The following is a 17,928-nucleotide window of genomic DNA, read 5'->3' on the forward strand; positions in this document are numbered from 1 at the left end:
CGACGCGGGATCGGGGACAGGCGAACACGAAAAGCAGGCACGGAATTTAGGTGAGCCTAACCCATGCAAACCCGGCTGAATTCTGCCAGTCGCTTCTCATGCGACAGTCAGGATGCGGTAAAGATTCGGCAATTCCGACGGCTCTGCCCGGGTTTCGCGGGCGCGGTATCGGACGAACATCGCTGCTCCGCGTCGACTCCGTTGCCGGAAAACGGAATTGTTCGCACCCCGTGAAGAACCCGCGGGGCGAAACGTGGCAGGGAGGCACGGCCTCGCCCGTCACCGGCGGGAGTGCGTCTCCCTCACAGGCTTTGGCGCACAGACCCCGCGGGACGGGCCGCGTGCTCGCGATCGTGGCCGCCGCCGGGTGCCCGCCCGTCCGGTCCGCCCCGACCGCGCGGCTGCGCCTGCTCGGCCCAGATGGTCTTGCCGGTATACGTCTGGCGCGTGCCCCACCGGTGGGTGAGTTGGGCGACGAGCAGCAGGCCGCGACCGCCTTCGTCGAAGGCCCGCGCGCGACGCAGGTGCGGCGCGGTGTTGTTGGCGTCCGAGACCTCGCAGATGAGGGCGTCGCGGTCGCGGATGAGCCGGAGTCGGATGGGCGCGCTGCCGTAGCGGATGGCGTTGGTGACGAGTTCGCTGACGACGAGTTCGGTGACGAACACGGCCTCGTGCAGGTCCCAGTCGTCCAGTTTCCGGCAGGCGTTCTCCCGGGTCTCCGCGACGGCCGACGGCGTGGGCGCGACATCCCAGGCGGCGACGTGGGCGGCGTCGAACGCGCGGGTGCGGGCCGTCAGCAGGGCGACGTCGTCGATGGGATGCGCGGGGAGAAGCGCCCTCAGCATGGCGTCGCAGGTGCCCTCCAGCGACGGCGCGGGTTGGGCCAGCGCCGCGAGCAGCTTGTCCAGGCCCTCGTCGATGTCCCGGCCCCGGGCCTCGATGAGCCCGTCGGTGTAGAGCGCGAGGGTGCTGCCCTCGGGCAGCTCGATCTCGGTGCTCTCGAAGGGAAGGCCGCCCAGCCCCAGCGGCGGGCCCGCAGGGACGTCCAGGAACTTCGCGGTGCCGTCCGGCGACGCCAGCGCGGGCAGGGGGTGGCCCGCGCGGGCCAGCGTGCAGCGCCGGGAGACCGGGTCGTAGACCGCGTACAGGCACGTGGCACCGATGTCGCCGACCGGCCCCGAGGTGTTGTCGGACTCGGAGGACAGATGGATGACGAGGTCGTCCAGATGCGTCAGCAACTCGTCCGGCGGCAGGTCCACGTCGGCCAAGGTGCGCACGGCGGTACGCAACCGCCCCATGGTGGCGGAGGCCTGGATGCCGTGGCCCACGACGTCGCCGACGACCAGGGCGACCCGGGCGCCGGACAACGGGATCAGATCGAACCAGTCGCCGCCCACGCCGGACCGCGTCCCGGCGGGGAGGTATCTGGACGCGACCTCGACCGCCGTCTGCGGCGGCAGGCTCCGCGGCAGCAGGCTGTTCTGCAGGGTCAGGGAGGTGCCGCGCTCGCGCGTGTAACGGCGCGCGTTGTCGACGCAGACCGCGGCTCGCGCGGTGATCTCCTCGGCCAGCATGAGGTCGTCCTGCTCGAACGGCTCCGGCCGCTGATGCCGGGAGAAGAGGGCCACACCGAGGGTGACGCCGCGCGCCTGCATCGGTACGGCGAGCACCGAGTGGAATCCGTAGCGGCGCACGTGGTCGGCGTGGGCCCGGTGCTTCGCCCACGAGTCCACCATGCGGTGCGTGACCTCCCGGATCAGCGGTCGCCCCAGGACCAGGCACTCGGCGGCCGGCGATCCGTTCGGGTAGTCCGTGGCGGCCCCGCGCGGGACGACGGCCTCGGGGGCGCCGTCCAGGACGGACTGGTACGCGGCGCGGCGCAGCACGACATGACCGGCGCGCGTGTCGTCGCGCGGCTCCTCCCCGGCCTCGACGGCGAGGAGCAGGTCGACCGTGGCGAAGTCCGCGAGCCTCGGGACGGCCACGTCGACGAGTTCCTGCGCGGTGCGGGTGAGGTCGAGGGTGCTCCCGATGCGCACGCTGGCGTCGTTGAGCAGCGCGAGGCGTTCCCGGGCCATGTGCTCCTCGGTCGTGTCCTGGGCGGAGAGGAGCACGCCGCGGACCGTTCCGTCGCTGTCCTGCACGCGGGTCATGGACGTCGACCAGACCCTCTTGTGCTCGTGGCCCGCGACGCGGACGGCCTGCCGGAGGCGCTGCCGTTCACCGGTCGCGAACGCCCGCCGCATGGCCTGCTCCGTACGGTCGGCCTCGGGCTCGGCCACGATCTCCGGTGCCCGCAGTCCCCGCATCGCGCGCTCGGGCATACCGAGGGCGCGCTCCATCTCCGCGTTCACGCGCCGCAGCCGCAGGCCGGAGTCGAACAGCGCCATCGAGGCCGGGGCCTGCGCGAACGCCGCCATCATCAGGGTGTCGTCCCAGAAGGACGCCTGGTCGCCGCCCACCGGGGACAGCACCAGCCAGCGACCGGCCGCGCCGCCCGTCTCCGGGAAGTGCGCCAGCACGCTCACGGTGAGGTGGCGCCCGTCGCGGTGCCGGAGAGTCACCATGCCGTGCCACCGTGTCCGGGACTCCACGGCCCGGAGTGCGTCAACGGGCGCCTTTTCGGCGAGCAGATGGGCCGCGGGGCGTCCGACCATCTCGGCCGACGTGTAGCCGAGCAGGCGTACCGCTCCCGTGCTCCACTCGGTCACGACGCCCCGCGGGTCCACCACCGCGCTCGCCGTGCGGGAGGCGTCGACGGGATCGGGCGGCCATGGCGCTCCGCCGCCGGCGGCGGATTCGGAACCCGTCATGATGTTCATCCGCTCTCGCTCGATCATTCCACCGTGCCGTGCCGTGTGTCCGGGGGCAACCGGCCCGTCGACGCCGTCGAACGCCGTCGCCGTGGAGGGGAGGGCGCGGTGTCCCTCGTATGCCGGTACCCCTCTTATGGGGGCTGCCCGGATCCACGCGCCGCCACCGGTGCGCACGGATCGGCCGCGGAGACGACGCGCCGTTTCCGGGCCCGGCCCGTGCTCCCGCCCGGGGGGCGCCGCGGTGACCGCGCGGTCCCGCGATACCGGGCGCCGATCGGGTCCGGCGGCGCACTCCGCGCCGCGGCTCAGGTGTCGAAGACGTCGCGTGCCAGACGGTGGGCGCGGGTGAGCTCGGCCGGGTCGCCGAAGAGCTGGAAGCGGGTGTTCCCGGCGCGCAGGTAGGCGTCGATGCGGAACGCGTCGTCGTCGGGACGGGCGCCGGCCACGAGAGACAGCTCGGCCTCCAGCAGGGTCAGCCATTCGCGGGTCAGGGAGCGGACCGCGTCGGCGACGGGGCCCTCGCGGTGCCCGTATTCGACCGATGTCGCGGCGATGAAGCAGCCGCCGGGGAACACGCCCTCGCGGAGGTACGCGACCCAGTTGCCGAGCCACGCGCGGAGCCGGGGCGCCCCCGGGGCCGCGTCCCCGGCCGGGTCGAGGACGTGCCGCCGGTACAGGCCGCGTGCCTCGGCGACGGCGGCGAGCTGGATGGCCTCCCGATTGGCGAAGACCGTGAGGATGCCGCTCTTGCTGTGCCCGGTCCGGGCGGCGAGCGAGCCGATGGTGATGGCGTCCAGCCCGTGCACGGTCGCGGACATCGCGGCCTGGCGGGCGACTTCGCGCCGCGTCCGGTCACCGCGGGCGCGGCGGCCGTCGTGCGTGCGCGGGGTGGGGCTGTCGGCTGCCATGCCGGGATTGTAGGCGACCGATCGGACGTGTAATCTGCCCGCATCAAGACGACCGATCGGTCGTATATTCCGGAGGTCGACTGTGGAGAGCGCGAGCCGGGGCGGCGAAGGCGTCCTGGACGGCTTCGCCCGGCGCGCGATCGCGCTGCGCGGTGCCGGCAAGACCGTGTATGTCGCCGGGAGCGGCCCCGCGGTGGTCGTGATGCCGGAGATGCCCGGCATCAGCCCCGACGTCGTGCGCTTCGCGGGCTGGGTGCGGGACGCCGGATTCACCGTCTATCTGCCGTCGCTGTTCGGCGTCGACGGTGCGTACCCCACCGTCGAACTCGGCGAGGCGGTGATCGGGCGGGTGTGCGTCAGCGAGGAGTTCCGCGCGTTCGCCGGGGGCGGCAGCAGCCCGGTCGCGGCGTGGCTGCGTGCCCTGGCCCGGCTGGCGCACGAGGAGTGCGGCGGCCCGGGGGTCGGCGCGATCGGCCTGTGCTTCACCGGCAACTTCGCCCTCACCATGACGCTGGAGCCGGCCGTCCTCGCGGCGGTGCTCAACCACCCGTCGCTGCCGTTGGACGACCCGTCCGGCCTGGAGCTGTCGCCCGAGGATGCGGCGGCGATCCGGCGGCGGTTCGACCGCGACGACCTCACGGCACTCGCGTACCGCTTCGACAACGACAAATGGTGTACGGGGCGGCGCTTCGCCGCGTACGCGCGGCTGCTCGGCGACCGCTTCGACGGGCGCGTGCTCCCCGGGGCGTGCGCGAACCCGGAGCCGCCGCCGTTCTTCCGCGACACCGTCGCCACGCCGCACAGTGTGGTGACCGCGCACCTCGTGGACGAGGAGAACCACCCGACCGTGCGGGCCCGCGACGAGATCCTGGCGTTCCTGCGCACGCGCCTGCTGCCTGCGTGACGGAGTGCGTGAGGTCACGGGGGCGACGCGTGCCGCGAACCGCCGGTTGCGGGGGCTACGGGCGGCCCGGCGGAGGCGGCGTGCGCGGTCCGGGTGTCGCCGCGGTCGTCAGGTGGGCGGCGGGCCCGGGTGCCGTCCGCGGGTTCAGCCCAGCGCGGTGCGGAGGAGGGTGAGGAGTTCGTCGTCCCGCATGCCCAACGCGCGTGCCTGGGCGACGAGATCGGCCACGCGTTCGGACAGCCGGAGGCGTTCGGGATCCAGGGACGCGGTCACGACCGCGCCGCGCCCGCGCCGCAGTTCGATCAGGCCCTCGTCGCGCAACTGCTGGTAGCCGCGCAGCACGGTGTGCACATTGACCGCCAGGGAGGCGGCCAACTCGCGGGCCGGTGGCAGCTTTTCGCCCGGGCGCACGGTGCCCTCGGCGAGCGCGCGGCGGACGGACGCGGCGATCTGGTCGCCGAGCGGGCGCGGCGAGGCGGGGTCGATGCGGAACAGCATTCAGGACGTCCCGGGCTCGGTCGGCCGGCCGGCGTCACGGCCGTCGCGGGGTGGGCGGGCACGGGCCGCCAGCGTATTGACGACGTTCGCCGCCGTGCGGGCGTCCGAGGTCGTGACGACGAACGCGTCTCCGCCTCCGAGCCGCAGCTCCAGTGCCTCGCCCGAACGCAGAATCACCCCGCGGGCGTTGGGGCGCACCCGGTACCCCCACCCGCCGAAGTCGCCCAGCGCGCGCACCTGTCGGGTCCCCGCCTCCGCGACGCGGTCCAGGGCCACCCGGGTGCGGGGGCGGGGCAGCGGGCCGTAGGTGACGGTCACCCCGGAGCCGTCCACGGTGACCCGGACGGCGGCGAACGCCGCGGTGAGCAGCCCGCAGGCGGCGAGCAGCGAGCCGGTCGTCCAGTCCGACACCCCGCCGACCAGGAGCCCCGCGACCACCAGCAGCGCCGAGACCGCGACCAGGGCGGGGGAGGTCACCCGGCGTGTCCACACCAGGCGTTCGCCGCGGGCCGCGGTCAGGTAGCCGGCCTCGGGCGGCGGCGCGGTCCGGACCGTCGCCTTGTCCGCGGGCGTGGACCCGGCGGCGAACCAGCCGAGCACCCCGGCGGCCACCGCGGCCCCCGCGGCGGACGCCAGGTGCCACAGGGCGAACCGGACGTCCCGGGCGTCGGCCTCGCCGCGGTTCGCGGCGAGGAGCATCACGTCGATGGAGGTGAGGAACGCCGCCATGCCCACGGCGGTCGCCGTGCAGGCGCGTTGTCCGCCGGACGAGCCGCGGGTGGACCACACGGTCGCCGCGAGGACCGCGCCGACACCGAGTTGCAGGGCCGCGGTGATCGGGAGGAACGCGGCGCGCGAGGAATAGCCGTCCGCGTTGCCGCCCGACCCCATGTGGGTGGCGATCGGGTCGGGCAACCGGCTGCTCCAGGCCGCGAAGACGACCGCGGTGACGGCGAAACCGACGACCGCCGACGCGGCGGCGACGGTGATGCGACGCCGGCCGGGCGAGCCGAGGAATGCCGACGGCAGGGACGCGAGCTGCATCAAAACCTCCATTGTTCTAGGCGAATACTAACAATGGAGTCGCGGGCGGGCCTCCCACCCCCCGGTCGGCCGCGGACGGACGCGGGTGCGGGACGGGCCGTTCGCGCGAACGCCCGCTCGCCGCCGCCGCGTCACGACGCGGCGGCGGCGAGAGCGGTGTCGGCGTCGCGGGCACCCCGCGAGCCCCGCGGTTCCCGCGTTCCCCCGCGCACGGCCGAAGGGCCGACCCCCGTCGGATGCGACGGTGTCGGCCCCGGGATGGCGCGGGCGGGTGGTCAGACGCGGTCGGCGGCGATCAGGACGTACTGGAACGAGCCGTCCTCGTAGGACTTGATGAAGGCGTCCTCGATCCCGGTGACCAGGGACGTGGTGGCCCGGAGCTTCCAGTACGGCAGGGTCTGCGGCGTCAGGTCGATGACGGCCTGCGGAACGAGGCGGTTGTCGATCATGGCGCGCAGGTACTCCCGCCGCGAGTGGATGTTGCACTCGAAGTGGGCGTTGATCTGCGAGACCCACTTCGACGGCTGGCCGTAGCGCGGGTTCCAGCAGCCGGTGATGGTGACGTATCGGCCGCCCACCGACAGGACGCGGGAGTGCTCGGCCATGAGGTCGTGCAGGTCGACGTACATGCTCGACTCGTTGTTCCAGGAGGCCGTGGCCAGCCCGGTCTCGAAGGGCATGTCGAGCATGTTGCAGACCTGGGCGTGCACGTGGTTCCCGATGCCCAGCTCGCGGGCGCGCAGGTTCGCGAAATCGGCCTGCTTCGCCGACAGGGTGACGCCCTCGACCGTGCAGCCGAAGCGGCGGTGGGCCATGACCATGGAGCCGCCGCGACCGCAGCCGGCGTCCACCAGAGTGTCCTCGCGGCCGACGGGGCCGAGCTGGTCCAGGAGGACGTCGGTCTGTGCCGACTCCAGGCGGTGCAGCTCGGCGATCAGCTTCGTTTCGTATTCGCTGTCCCGGGCGTCGCCCAGGGCGGCATGGTCGACGTCGCCGATGCCGTAGTGGTGGTGGTAAAGACCGTCGACGTCGCCGAGGCGGAGGTTCACGGGCCTGGCCTCGTTGTTCCAGTACCGGGCAATGTCGTCCTGATAGGGCGTCGCCGGGGGGAGGACGACCGCAGAGGTGCCGGTGCCGGCGGATTCGGCGGTGGTGAGGTCAGCGCTGGTCACAGATGAGTCCGTCCTTACCAGAAGTCGGGCAGGCTGTAGCGGTACGTGTTGGTCTGGTGCCAGTAGTGGTTGCCGTCGACCCACACGGCGACCCCGCGCAGGAAGCGCAGCACGCGCGCGTCCGGCCACGAGGCGGCCACCTCGGCGGCGGCGGCCTCGAACGCGTGCATGAGGTCGTTGTGCACCTCGACGGCCTTCAGGTAGCTCTCCTTCGCGGAGAGGTTCTCCCTCTCGGCGATCACCACCGGCAGGTTCAGGTGCAGGCCGGGGCTGTCGAGTTCCTTGGTGTACGAGTACAGGTCGTTGGCGATGGTGGACGCGTTGCCGGCCAGCGCGATCGCCCGCTGCATGGCGGGCAACGCGTGCAGATCCGCCGGGAGTTCGTAACCGCCGACGGTGTCGGTGATCGTGGGACACGGGCGGAAGTTGTTGAACTGGCGCATCGCCAGGTACTCGGCCACCTCGGGGACGTACTCCGTCTCGGCCCAGGCGGCCTCGGCGAGGTAGCCCAGGTGCAGGCGGGCCATGTCGTGCCGGAAGCGGTCGGCCTGGGAGGGAGTCGCGGCCCGGGCGAAGTACTCCATGGCGGACAGGTACGAGCGCCGCGGGGCGTCCGACACGAGCGACCGCGCCCATGCCGGCTGGTACTCCGCGGTGGTGTGCACCGCGTCGAGGGCGGTGTGTGCCAGCAAGAGCCGTCCGCCCAGGCCGACCGGCGAACCGCCGTGGTCCTCGCAGTAGCAGTCGTCGACCACGTTCTCCGCGACCATGAGCCGCGCGGCGATCATCAGGTGGTCGACGGTCGGGGCGTCCGGGTGGCAGGCGACCATGTAGCGCCCGACGGAGAACCCGTCGAACTGGTCCTCCCACTCCGGCGGGTACGCCTGGACCTCGTCCACCGCCCACCTCTTGATCCGACTGCCGACTTCCTCCACCCGTGCCGGATCGGGCTCCGGCACCGGGTGGTGGTAGAGCCCCGGAATGGGGCTGCCGGGCGCCGGACGCCCCGAGGCGGGTGCGGGTGTCGGCGGCTCCTCGCGCGGGGCGAGGTGCAGGCTCAGGGTGCCCAGGCCGCTGGGGCCCCGGCGGAGCCGTTCGACGAAGGCGGACGCGTCGTCCGGCACGGCGACGGCCGCCTCGGGCTCCGGGGCGGGAGGGTCGCCGACCGGGGCCTCGTCCGGGGCGAGGTCGGCGGCGGGCGCGGCGACGGCCGCCGGCGCCGCGGGCGGGGATGACGGGGCCGGCCGGGGGCCGACGCCGAGGGCCGCGAGGCGGGCCAAGGCGTCGGTCCGGCTCGGAGGCAGGCAGCAGGGCCCGGGATCGGGCATCCGTGGCTCCTTGGAGAGGTGGGTGGGTTGGTCCCGGGTCCCGGGCACGCTCGATCGGCCCGCGAGGCTCGGGGGCCGACGCGGCCGTGGCCGGCCGGCGCGGCGCCCGCCGCCCGCTAGTCGATCCGGCGGGCGATCTGGACGTTCTCCAACACGCCGAGCGCGTCGGGCACCAGGATCGCCGCGGAGTAGTAGGTCGTGACCAGGTAGGACATGATCGCCTGCTCGTTGATCCCCATGAACCGGACCGACAGCCCGGGCTCGAACTCCTCCGGGAGGCCGGTCTGGCGCAGGCCGACGACCCCCTGGTTGTCCTCGCCGGTACGCATGGCGATGATCGACGTGGTGTTCTCCTTGGTGATCGGGATCTTGTTGCACGGCAGGACCGGGACTCCGCGCCAGGCCGGGACGGACTGCCCGCCGACGTCCACGTGGTCCGGGTAGAGCCCCCGCGCGTTCAGCTCGCGCCCGAACGCCGCGATCGCCCTGGGGTGCGCGAAGAAGAACTTCGTGCCGCGCCGACGGCACAGCAGCTCGTCCATGTCGTCCGGAGTGGGCTGACCGTCGTGGGACTGGATGCGCTGCTTGAAGTCGGCGTTGTGGAGCAGGCCGAACTCCGGGTTGTTGACCAGCTCGTGCTCCTGGCGCTCGCGCAGCGCCTCGATGGTCAGCCGGAGCTGTTCCTCGGTCTGGTTGTGCGGCCCGTTGTAGAGGTCCGAGACCCTGGTGTGGATCCGCAGGACGGTCTGCGCCACGGACAGTTCGTACTCGCGCGGGTTCAGCTCGTAGTCCACGAACGTGCCGGGCAGCGAAGGCTCGCCGGTGTGGCCGGCCGACATCGCGATCTCGGCCTCGCCGTGCTTGTTCTGGTTCTTGAGGGACAGCGAACCGAACCGCCGCAGGTGCTCCTGGAGGTCCGGCGCCGTCGCGATCACCTCGTTGAAGTCCGCGCGGGACAGCGTGAGCAGGGTGCCGGCGGTCTCGGCGGTGGCGGTGTAGTCCCACTGCGCGTCGGCGTCCAGCAGCGCGTTCTCGCCGAACCGGTCGCCGTCGGCGAGCACGGCCACGACGGCGTCGTCACCGTACTTGCCCAGCGAGGTCTGGCTGACGCGGCCGTGGGCGATCAGGTGGATCGCCTCGGCCGCGTTGCCGCGCTCGACCAGCACCTCGCCGGGTCGGAAGTCGCGCTGCACGCAGCGGTCGGCGATCGCGCCCAGCACCGCTTCGTCCTCGAAATCGCGCAGCAGCGCCAGCTCGCCGAGTTCGCGCGGGATGACCCGGACCCGGGCACCGTCCTGCACGAACTCGATCCGTCCGTCACCGACGGTGTAGCTCAGCCGGCGGTTCACCCGGTAGGTGCCACCCTTGGTCTCCACCCAGGGCAGCATCCGCAGCAGCCAGCGGGAGGTGATCTCCTGCATCTGCGGGGCGGACTTGGTGGTGGAGGCGAGATTGCGGGCAGCCACCGTGGCCAGGCTGGACTGCTGCGGTGGCGTCTGCTGCGCCTCGGTGCCGGTCTCAACGGTCATCGGGTCGGACTCTCCTTCGCAAGGGCGGTGACCGGCGTACCCGCGCGCGCCACCAGATGAAAGAGGTGCAGGTTGTGACAGTGGTGCACTTGCGTCCGGGCGCTGGGCCAACCGTGTGGTGCGCCCGAACCACCAGGAACATTACGTCCCGAGAACCCGGCTGATCCCGGCTCAAAGACCGAAATAGCTCGATCGGGTGGGGACTGGCGGATGATCGTCCTGCGGAGAACCAACCAGTGGTAATGAGCCCGTCGGAGAGTCGGTGACCCCGGCCGCGCACGGTTCGAACGCCTGGCGTGAGCAGTACCGTTGATGAAGGGACGGGCCCACGGAAACGCCGTGGCCGCCCGCCCGCGGTGGCGTCGCGCGGGAGGCAGGCGAATGCGTGCGACTTTCCGGTTGGGAAGGATCGCCGGAGTACGCGTCGGGGTGCACTGGACCGTCGCGGTCATTTTCGCGGTGATCGCGGTCGGGCTCGCGCAAAGCCGCCTTCCGGACGTGTACCCCGGGCACTCCTGGGCCCTCTACTGGGTGGTCGGCCTGCTGACGGCCGTGGTGTTCCTCGCGTCCCTGCTCGCTCACGAACTGGCGCACGCCGTGGTCGCCAAGCGCAACGGGGTGGCCGTGGACGACATCGTCCTGTGGCTCCTCGGCGGCGTCGCGCGCCTGCGCGGGGAAGCGCCGACCCCGGGCGCGGAGTTCCGCCTCGCGGGTGTCGGGCCGCTGGTGAGCCTTGTCCTCGGGGTGGTCTTCGGCCTGGCCGCGTGGGGGGTGCACGCCGCCTTCGGCGCGGGGCTCGCCGTTGACGCACTGGCCTGGCTCGCCGTGATCAACATCGTGCTCGCGGTGTTCAACGCCATTCCGGCCGCCCCGCTCGACGGCGGACGACTGCTGCACGCGGCCATGTGGCGCCGGTCCGGTGACCGGCTCCGCGCCACCGTCGGCGCGAGCACGGCGGGCCGGGGCTTCGGCTGGGCGCTGGTGCTGCTCGGGCTGTTCCTGTTCGTACGCGGGGACACCGTCGGCGGCGTGTGGACGGCACTCATCGGCTGGTTCCTGACCTCGGCCGCGACCCTGGAACGGCGCCAGGCGGAGGTACGGAGGACACTCGCCGGGATTCCGGTGCGCAACGCGATGACGCGCGAGCCGGTCACCATGACGGAACGGCTCACGGTCGCCGACGTCCTGAACGACGCGGAGCACCGGTACCGGCACCCGGCGTTCCCGGTCACCGACGACGCCGAGGCGCCGGTGGGCCTGATGACCCTGAACTCCGCCCGTCACGTACCGGAGAAGGACCGCAACACGGTCACCGTGCGCGACGTCATGGTGCCTCTCGCACGGGTCGACGTCGTCGGGCCGGACGAGCCGTTGGCGGACATCGTCCCGCGTCTGGACCCCGTGCCCGAGCACCGGGTGATGGTGGTCGCGCACGGCCGGTGCGTCGGTGTCGTCTCCGCGTCCGATGTCAACGACATGGTGACGTGGCTGGTCGCGAACAACCCCCAGAGCCACAGCCGTTGACCGGAGTGTGGCGACCGGGGGTTCCGGGGCGTCGGGCCGAGGGCGGCCCGCTACCGCTCCTTGCGGTACAGCCAGACGCCGATCGGCGCGAAGACCGCGACGATGCCGGCGTCCCAGGCCAGGGCCTGGAGGACGTCCGTGGCGGTGGGGCCCCCGAGCACGAGGGCCCGAACCGCCTCCGCGTTGCGCGACACCGGCTGGTGCTCCGCGAACGCCTGGAGCCACCCGGGCATGGTGCTCACCGGCACGAACGCCGCCGAGGCGAAGACCAGGGGAGCGAGGACGGGGAAGGCCGCGGCCTGGGCGGTCTCCGGATCGCCGACCGCCATACCGACGACGGCGAAGATCCACGACATCGCGAAGCCGAAGGCCAGGACCAGCAGGACACCCCCGAGGAACGCGGGAACGCCGGCGTGGATGCGGAACCCCATGGCGAAGCCGACCCCGGACATGAGCGCCACGACGAAGACGTTCCTCGCCAGGTCGGCGGTCGTACGGCCGACCAGGACCGCGGAACGCGCCATGGGCAGGGATCTGAAGCGCTCCATCAGACCCGTCTGCATGTCGGTGGCGAGGCCGATCGCGGTGTTCATGGCGCCGAAGACGGCGGTCTGCACGAAGATGCCGGGGATCAGGAAGTCGACGTAGTCGACCCCGTGGAGGGCCGGTTGCACGACGCCGCCGAACACGTACCGGAACATCAGCACGAACACCAGCGGCTGGATGGTCGAGAAGACCAGCAGACGCGGCACCCGGCGCAGGCCGATCAGGTTGCGCCAGGCGACCGCGAGTCCGTCCCGCGCGGTGAGTACGAGACGCGGTGCGGCGCGCACGCCCGCGGCCTGCCCCGCCGTGCCTTCGGCGGCGGCGTGCGGGCGGTACGCTCCTGCCCCGGTCATGACGCGGGTGGGGTGGGGCCGGTGTTTGGGGGTGTCTCGGCACGGTGGCCGGTCAGCTCCAGGAACACGTCGTCGAGGCTGGGCTCGCGGACGGCCACGGCGTCGGGGACGAGGCCCTGGGCGTCCAGGAGACGGAGCATGCCCAGCAGGGGCCGCGAGCCCTCGCGGGAGTTCAGGCGCAGCCGACCGCCTTCCACGTCCGCCCGCCCCGCGACCCTGCCGCGCAGCAGTTCGGCCGCCTGCCGCCCTCGGCCGTCCGCCCCCATGTCGAGTTCGATGACGGTGTTGCCCATGCGGGTCTTCAGCGCGGACGGTGTGTCGTCGGCGATGACCCGTCCGTGGTCGATGACGACCACCCGCTCCGCGAGTTGGTCGGCCTCCTCCAGGTACTGCGTGGTGAGCAGCACGGTCGTGCCGTCGGCGACCAGACCGCGGATCATGTCCCACAGCGCGTTGCGGCTCTGCGGGTCCAGCCCGGTGGTCGGCTCGTCGAGGAAGAGCACCGGCGGCTCGGGGACCAGCGCCGCCGCGACGTCCAGGCGTCTGCGCATACCCCCGGAGTAGGTCCGGGCCGGGCGGTCGCCCGCCTCCGCGAGGTCGAAGCGGTCGAGGAGTTCGGCGGCGCGAGACCGCGTCCGGGAGCGCCGGATATGGGTGAGACGCCCGATCAGGCGCAGGTTCTCCCGCCCGGTGAGGTTCTTGTCGACCGCCGCGTACTGCCCGGCCAGGCCGATCAGTGTCCGGACGGTGTCGGCCTCGCGGACCACGTCGTGTCCGAACACCTCGGCGCGGCCCGTGGTGGGCTGCGCGATGGTCGTCAGGATGCGGATCGCGGTGCTTTTGCCCGCACCGTTCGGGCCGAGCAGGCCGAAAACCGTTCCGGTCGGCACCCGGAAGTCCACCGACTCCAGCGCCGTCACCGCGCCGAACCGCTTGCCGAGGCCTTGGACGCTGATCGCCTCGTCCACGGGCCATCTCCCTTGCCTGGAGCACACCGTTCCCCCCATTCTCACTCGCCCCCCACCACCTCGCAGCCGCCGAAACCCCCGTGACCACCCCCGACCCCCGAGCCCACCGCAACCGAACGCACCACCTTTTCCCAGCCACACCCACCCGCCGACCCCCCCGATGCCACGGGCTCCTTCGTGCCGACTCACTGGTCGCGGTGTGCGGGGCCGGGGGCTCGGGGTGCGCATCGGTGCCCTGGCCGTGGTGGGCGCGACGAGCAGGGCAGCCACGCCGCTCGGGTGCTCCGAATTCATAGGCGCCGCACGTACGGTCGGCAACTCGGGCGGTCGCGCGGCTTGAGGTCACGCGGGTGTCCACGCGACTTGGTTGGACGCGAAGTACGTCACGCCGAGCCGGGCCCAGATGTGGTGGTTGTCCGGCACCCGAGAACGGATCGAGCCGTCGCCTGGCCATGACCGACCAGGCCGACCCCACGCCACAACACCAAGCCAACCCACGCTCGTCCCCTCACCCCGCCACTCCCTGTCCATCACGCTCAGGCTCCCGAAACACGCTCTCGACCAGACCCCCGCGATCGGTTCTGTGTCGGTTCCCGGATGCTGTACGGGTGTATGGTTTGGGGTGGTTGGCGGGTCTTTTGGGCTCGGGGGTGACGGTGCGTTGTCGCGGTGGTGTGGTGGGAGAGGTGGCGCATGGCCGGGAGTCGTCGGGTCGGTGCGGAGACGTCGAAGACTCGGGACGTCCTGCTCGACAGCGTCGAACGCCTGATGCTCGACGAGGGGTACGCCGGTGTCACCTATCGGGCGGTCGCCGCGCGCTCGGGTGTGACGGCGGGGCTGGTGCAGTACTACTTTCCGACGCTGGACGATGTGTTCGTGGCCGCGATCCGGCGCCGTACCGACCGCAATGTCGACCGCCTCGCGGAGGCGCTGCGCGCCCACCCCGGGGAGGAACTGCGGGTGGTGTGGGAGCACAGTCGGGACGAGGCGACGGCGGCGCTGATCTCCGAGTTCACCGCGCTCGGCAATCACCGGAAGTCGATCCGGGCCGAGATCGCGAAGGTCACCGAGCAAGTGCGCGCGGTCCAACTCGATGCCCTGGCCGCGAGGCCGCCGCGGCATGACCCGACGAACGGCCTGCTCCCGGTGGAAACGGTGTTGTTTTTGATCGCCGGCATTCCCAAGTTGATCAAACTGGAGAAGGGCATCGGCGTCTCGCTGTCGCGTGCCGAGGTACTTGATTCCGTCGAGCGATTCCTGGACGCGATCGAACCGCGGACGGGTGAGGCGGGGGAGGGTACGCGCGAGGGGTGAGGAAGGGGCTTCCGCGGCGGGGGTGGCGGGGGTGGCGGGAGCGGAAGGGGCGGAGGGGCGGCCCGGTGGTGGGGTGCGCACAGCTCGTCGGGGGTGTGGTGTGGGGGTTGGGGAGTCCCCCGGCGTGCGTGCCGCGCTGCGTCGAGCCTTTTGGTGTTCACCGGATCGAGCCTGTCGCGGGTGCCTGAGGAACCGGCCGACCGTGACGGCCAGGGAAGCCGATGGGCCGAGGCGGTCGGCCGGTGGGAACGGGTGGTGGAGTGCGGTTCCCGTGTTCCCAGGCTCTCGGGGGCCCGGGTTCCCGGGGTTCCGGGCCCGCGGGACCGTGGGCAGGTGGCCTTCCGCGATGCCTGCCGAGACCCGGGCGGCGAGTTGGGTCCGTACGGTGTCCAGCGCGAGGATTTCGCCGACCGTGCCGCGGACTTCGTCCTCGGCCAGGCGGCCGGACCTCCGCGCGATGTCGAGGAAGCCGGGTTTGGGTTTCGTCGGCGGTTCGCCGTGGCCGCTGGTGTAGGGCGATCCGCCGCCGACGGCGTTGCGCTCGCGCCAGACACAGCGCGTAGTCGGCGGCGAAGGCGAACGTGGACCAGGTCTTGGCTCCGTTGACGACCCACCTGTCACCGTCGCGGTCGGCCCGGGTGCGCACACCGGCCAGGTCGGATCCGCCGCCGGGCTCGGACAGGAACTGCGGTGGTTTCGGTCATGTGGCCCTCCGGCTCGGTGGGGTCGCGCGGTGCGGTGTCCGGTGCGCGGGCCGTGGATCCGTGCTCGGGCGTGCTCATCCGCCGCCCGCCATCGGATGCCATACGAACGTACAAGAGAGCGCCGGGGGCTTGCCGGAGCACGGTGTCGTCGCCGGATGATGTCCCCCAACCCGATGCGGGTAGCCGCTTGGCCACGCCGACCGGGGAGGGGGTGAGTGCCGCGCCAGCCGTCGCCCGGGGGAATTCCGGTCGTCCGGCGGACGTTCGGCTGTCGGCGTACGTACCACGACCAGACCCCGCGGGAGAGAAACCATGTCGAACACCGTCGATCAGCCGGTGCGCGCTTCCGGAACGTTCGTCCTGGGCGGCGACCTGCCCGTCCGGCGCCTCGGCTACGGCACCATGCAGCTGACCGGGCCGGGGGTCTGGGGTGATCCGAAGGACCCGGACGAGGCCGTACGCGTGTTGCGGCGCGCCGTCGACCTCGGTGTCAACTTCATCGACACCGCGGACGCCTACGGCCCCTTCACCGCGGATCTGCTGCTGCGCAAGGCCCTGCACCCCTACCCCGACGACCTGGTGATCGCCACCAAGGCCGGTTTCACCCGCCAGGGCCCGGACGCCTGGACCCCCGTGGGGCGCCCGGAGTACCTGCGCCAGCAGGTGGAGCTGAGCCTGCGGCACCTGGGCCTGGAGCGGATCGACCTGCTGCAACTGCACCGCATCGACCCGAAGGTGCCGACGGAGGAGCAGATCGGCGAGCTGGCCGCGCTCCAGCGGGAGGGCAAGATCCGCCACATCGGCCTCAGCGAGGTCTCCGTGGCCCAGATCGAGGAGGCCGGGAAGACCGCGAGGATCGTCTCGGTCCAGAACCGCTTCAACCTGGCCGAGCGCGATGCCGAGGACGTCCTCGACCACGCCGAGGCGAACGACCTGGCGTTCATTCCGTGGTTCCCGCTGGCCACGGGCGGCCTCGCCGGGCCGGACAGCCCCCTGAGCCGGATCGCCGCCTCCCACGAGGCCACGCCCTCGCAACTCGCCCTGGCCTGGCTGCTGCGGCGGTCCCCGGTCATGCTGCCGATCCCGGGCACGTCGTCGGTGGCGCACCTCGAGGAGAACGTCCTCGGGGCGACCGTCGAACTGAGCGACGAGGAGTTCGCGGCGCTCGCCGCCGCCGCCGGATGAGAGGGCGGGCGGGACGGGCCACGTGACGAGTACGGCGGACGCCTCCGTCCGCCTGCCGCGCCCGGGGCCGACGGCCGCGCGTGGCAGGGTGAGACCACCGTGCCGGGTGTGGATCGGGAAGGCGGTGGGTCGTGGCGGACGTCGTGGAAGTCGCCGCGCCGCGCGGACTGTTCGTCGGGCTGTGCGTCCTGGACGTCATCCAGTCCGTCGAACGCCTGCCCGGGCCGGACGAGAAGGCCACCGCGCTGCGGCAGACCGTCGCGGCGGGCGGTCCCGCGACCAACGCGGCGGCGACGTTCGCCGCCCTGGGCGGTGCCGCCGCGTTGGTCACGGGAGTGGGGCGGCACCGCCTCGCGGACGCGATCCGCGACGACCTCGCCGGAATCGGCGTCCCGCCGGGCGGAGTGCGCCTTCTGGACGCCGACTCCGGCCGCACCGAGCCGCCGTCCGTGTCCTCGGTGCTGGTGACGGCGTCCACCGGCGACCGTGCGGTGGTGTCCGCGAACGCGATCGGGCGGAACCTCGCCCCGCCGCCGGGCCTGGCGGCGGAGGTCGCCGCGGCGGACGTCCTGCTCGTGGACGGCCACCACATGGCCGTGGCCCAGGCCGCCGCGGCGCAGGCGCGGGACCGTCGTCGCCCGGTCGTGCTGGACGGCGGCAGTTGGAAGACCGGAACGGACACGTTGCTCGAAAGCGTGGACGTCGCCGTGTGCTCGGCGGCGTTCCGGCCCCCGGGGACCACCGCCCCCGACGACGTGCTCGCGTACCTGCTCGACCACGGCGTCGCCTTCGCGGCGGTGAGCCGCGGCCCGCGGCCGATCCGCTGGCGCTCGCGCGGCGGCGGCACGTCCCGGGTCGGCGAGGTGCCGGCCCCGGTGGTGGACCGGGTCGTCGACTCCGTGGGCGCGGGCGACGTGCTGCACGGTGCGCTGGCTTATGCGATCGCCACGCGGAGGAAGGAACATCCCTGGGGCGAACGGGAGTTCGTCGAGGCCCTGAACTCCGCCGCGACCACCGCGAGTCGATCGTGTGCCACATTCGGGACCCGGGCGTGGATGTCGCCGTGAGCTTGGCCCCCTCCCCTCATGCGCGTTCGGGTACGAACCGCGGGGCGCCGCACGGCCGTTCGGTGCGC

The 17,928-nt window shown here is 72.6% G+C and carries 15 protein-coding genes; 5 read left to right on the top strand and 10 right to left on the bottom strand.

The window, feature by feature from the left end; genetic code table 11:
* Positions 1–302 precede the first annotated feature (302 nt).
* Together LO772_RS33725 and LO772_RS33730 are read right to left on the bottom strand one after the other, a co-directional pair.
* On the bottom strand, positions 303–2,813 hold the full coding sequence (locus LO772_RS33725) for a SpoIIE family protein phosphatase (protein WP_231775831.1): 2,511 nt from the start codon (positions 2,811–2,813) through the stop codon (positions 303–305).
* A 308-nt stretch (positions 2,814–3,121) separates the two neighbouring features.
* On the bottom strand, positions 3,122–3,724 hold the full coding sequence (locus LO772_RS33730) for a TetR/AcrR family transcriptional regulator (protein ID WP_231775832.1): 603 nt from the start codon (positions 3,722–3,724) through the stop codon (positions 3,122–3,124).
* An 82-nt stretch (positions 3,725–3,806) separates the two neighbouring features.
* Here LO772_RS33730 and LO772_RS33735 point away from each other — a divergent pair, with 82 nt between their 5' ends.
* On the top strand, positions 3,807–4,628 hold the full coding sequence (locus LO772_RS33735) for a dienelactone hydrolase family protein (protein ID WP_231775833.1): 822 nt from the start codon (positions 3,807–3,809) through the stop codon (positions 4,626–4,628).
* A 144-nt stretch (positions 4,629–4,772) separates the two neighbouring features.
* Here the strand turns inward: LO772_RS33735 and LO772_RS33740 are convergent, their stop codons facing one another.
* From LO772_RS33740 to LO772_RS33760, 5 genes are all read right to left on the bottom strand, one after another.
* Positions 4,773–5,126 (bottom strand): GntR family transcriptional regulator, encoded by a 354-nt coding sequence (locus LO772_RS33740; protein WP_231775834.1) that lies wholly within the window; start codon positions 5,124–5,126, stop codon positions 4,773–4,775.
* Positions 5,127–6,170 carry a DUF1648 domain-containing protein gene (locus tag LO772_RS33745; protein WP_231775835.1) on the bottom strand — a complete coding sequence of 348 codons (1,044 nt, stop codon included), beginning with the start codon at positions 6,168–6,170 and terminating at the stop codon, positions 5,127–5,129.
* Positions 6,171–6,445: 275 nt separating this feature from the next.
* Complete coding sequence (locus LO772_RS33750) at positions 6,446–7,342, bottom strand: geranyl diphosphate 2-C-methyltransferase (RefSeq protein ID WP_231775836.1); 897 nt, start codon at positions 7,340–7,342, stop codon at positions 6,446–6,448.
* Between the two features lie 14 nt (positions 7,343–7,356).
* Positions 7,357–8,670, bottom strand: coding sequence for a family 2 encapsulin nanocompartment cargo protein terpene cyclase (locus LO772_RS33755; RefSeq protein WP_443089344.1), 1,314 nt, complete (start codon positions 8,668–8,670; stop codon positions 7,357–7,359).
* A 116-nt stretch (positions 8,671–8,786) separates the two neighbouring features.
* Positions 8,787–10,199, bottom strand: coding sequence for a family 2B encapsulin nanocompartment shell protein (locus LO772_RS33760; RefSeq protein ID WP_231775837.1), 1,413 nt, complete (start codon positions 10,197–10,199; stop codon positions 8,787–8,789).
* Between the two features lie 381 nt (positions 10,200–10,580).
* Here LO772_RS33760 and LO772_RS33765 point away from each other — a divergent pair, with 381 nt between their 5' ends.
* The gene (locus LO772_RS33765; protein WP_231775838.1) at positions 10,581–11,723 is read left to right on the top strand and encodes a site-2 protease family protein; all 1,143 of its coding nucleotides are present in this window, start codon (positions 10,581–10,583) and stop codon (positions 11,721–11,723) included.
* A 50-nt stretch (positions 11,724–11,773) separates the two neighbouring features.
* Here LO772_RS33765 and LO772_RS33770 read toward each other — a convergent pair whose 3' ends face one another.
* Both LO772_RS33770 and LO772_RS33775 read right to left on the bottom strand, forming a co-directional pair.
* The gene (locus LO772_RS33770) at positions 11,774–12,622 is read right to left on the bottom strand and encodes an ABC transporter permease (protein ID WP_231775839.1); all 849 of its coding nucleotides are present in this window, start codon (positions 12,620–12,622) and stop codon (positions 11,774–11,776) included.
* Positions 12,619–13,590 carry an ATP-binding cassette domain-containing protein gene (locus LO772_RS33775; RefSeq protein ID WP_231775840.1) on the bottom strand — a complete coding sequence of 324 codons (972 nt, stop codon included), beginning with the start codon at positions 13,588–13,590 and terminating at the stop codon, positions 12,619–12,621. The genes LO772_RS33770 and LO772_RS33775 overlap by 4 nt, the downstream gene beginning before the upstream one ends.
* Positions 13,591–14,283: 693 nt before the next feature.
* Between LO772_RS33775 and LO772_RS33780 the strand changes: the two genes are divergently transcribed.
* Positions 14,284–14,904 carry a TetR/AcrR family transcriptional regulator gene (locus LO772_RS33780; protein WP_231775841.1) on the top strand — a complete coding sequence of 207 codons (621 nt, stop codon included), beginning with the start codon at positions 14,284–14,286 and terminating at the stop codon, positions 14,902–14,904.
* Positions 14,905–15,061: 157 nt separating this feature from the next.
* On the opposite strand, the gene LO772_RS36160 is transcribed toward LO772_RS33780, so the two are convergent.
* Positions 15,062–15,550, bottom strand: a complete 489-nt coding sequence (locus LO772_RS36160) for a hypothetical protein (RefSeq protein WP_331717298.1) — start codon at positions 15,548–15,550, stop codon at positions 15,062–15,064.
* A 370-nt stretch (positions 15,551–15,920) separates the two neighbouring features.
* Here LO772_RS36160 and LO772_RS33790 point away from each other — a divergent pair, with 370 nt between their 5' ends.
* The gene (locus LO772_RS33790; RefSeq protein ID WP_231775842.1) at positions 15,921–16,793 is read left to right on the top strand and encodes an aldo/keto reductase; all 873 of its coding nucleotides are present in this window, start codon (positions 15,921–15,923) and stop codon (positions 16,791–16,793) included.
* Between the two features lie 131 nt (positions 16,794–16,924).
* Positions 16,925–17,860, top strand: coding sequence for a PfkB family carbohydrate kinase (locus LO772_RS33795; RefSeq protein WP_231775843.1), 936 nt, complete (start codon positions 16,925–16,927; stop codon positions 17,858–17,860).
* Positions 17,861–17,928: the final 68 nt, after the last annotated feature.

Origin of the sequence: Yinghuangia sp. ASG 101, from assembly GCF_021165735.1 — a bacterium.
Lineage (GTDB): Bacteria > Actinomycetota > Actinomycetes > Streptomycetales > Streptomycetaceae > Yinghuangia.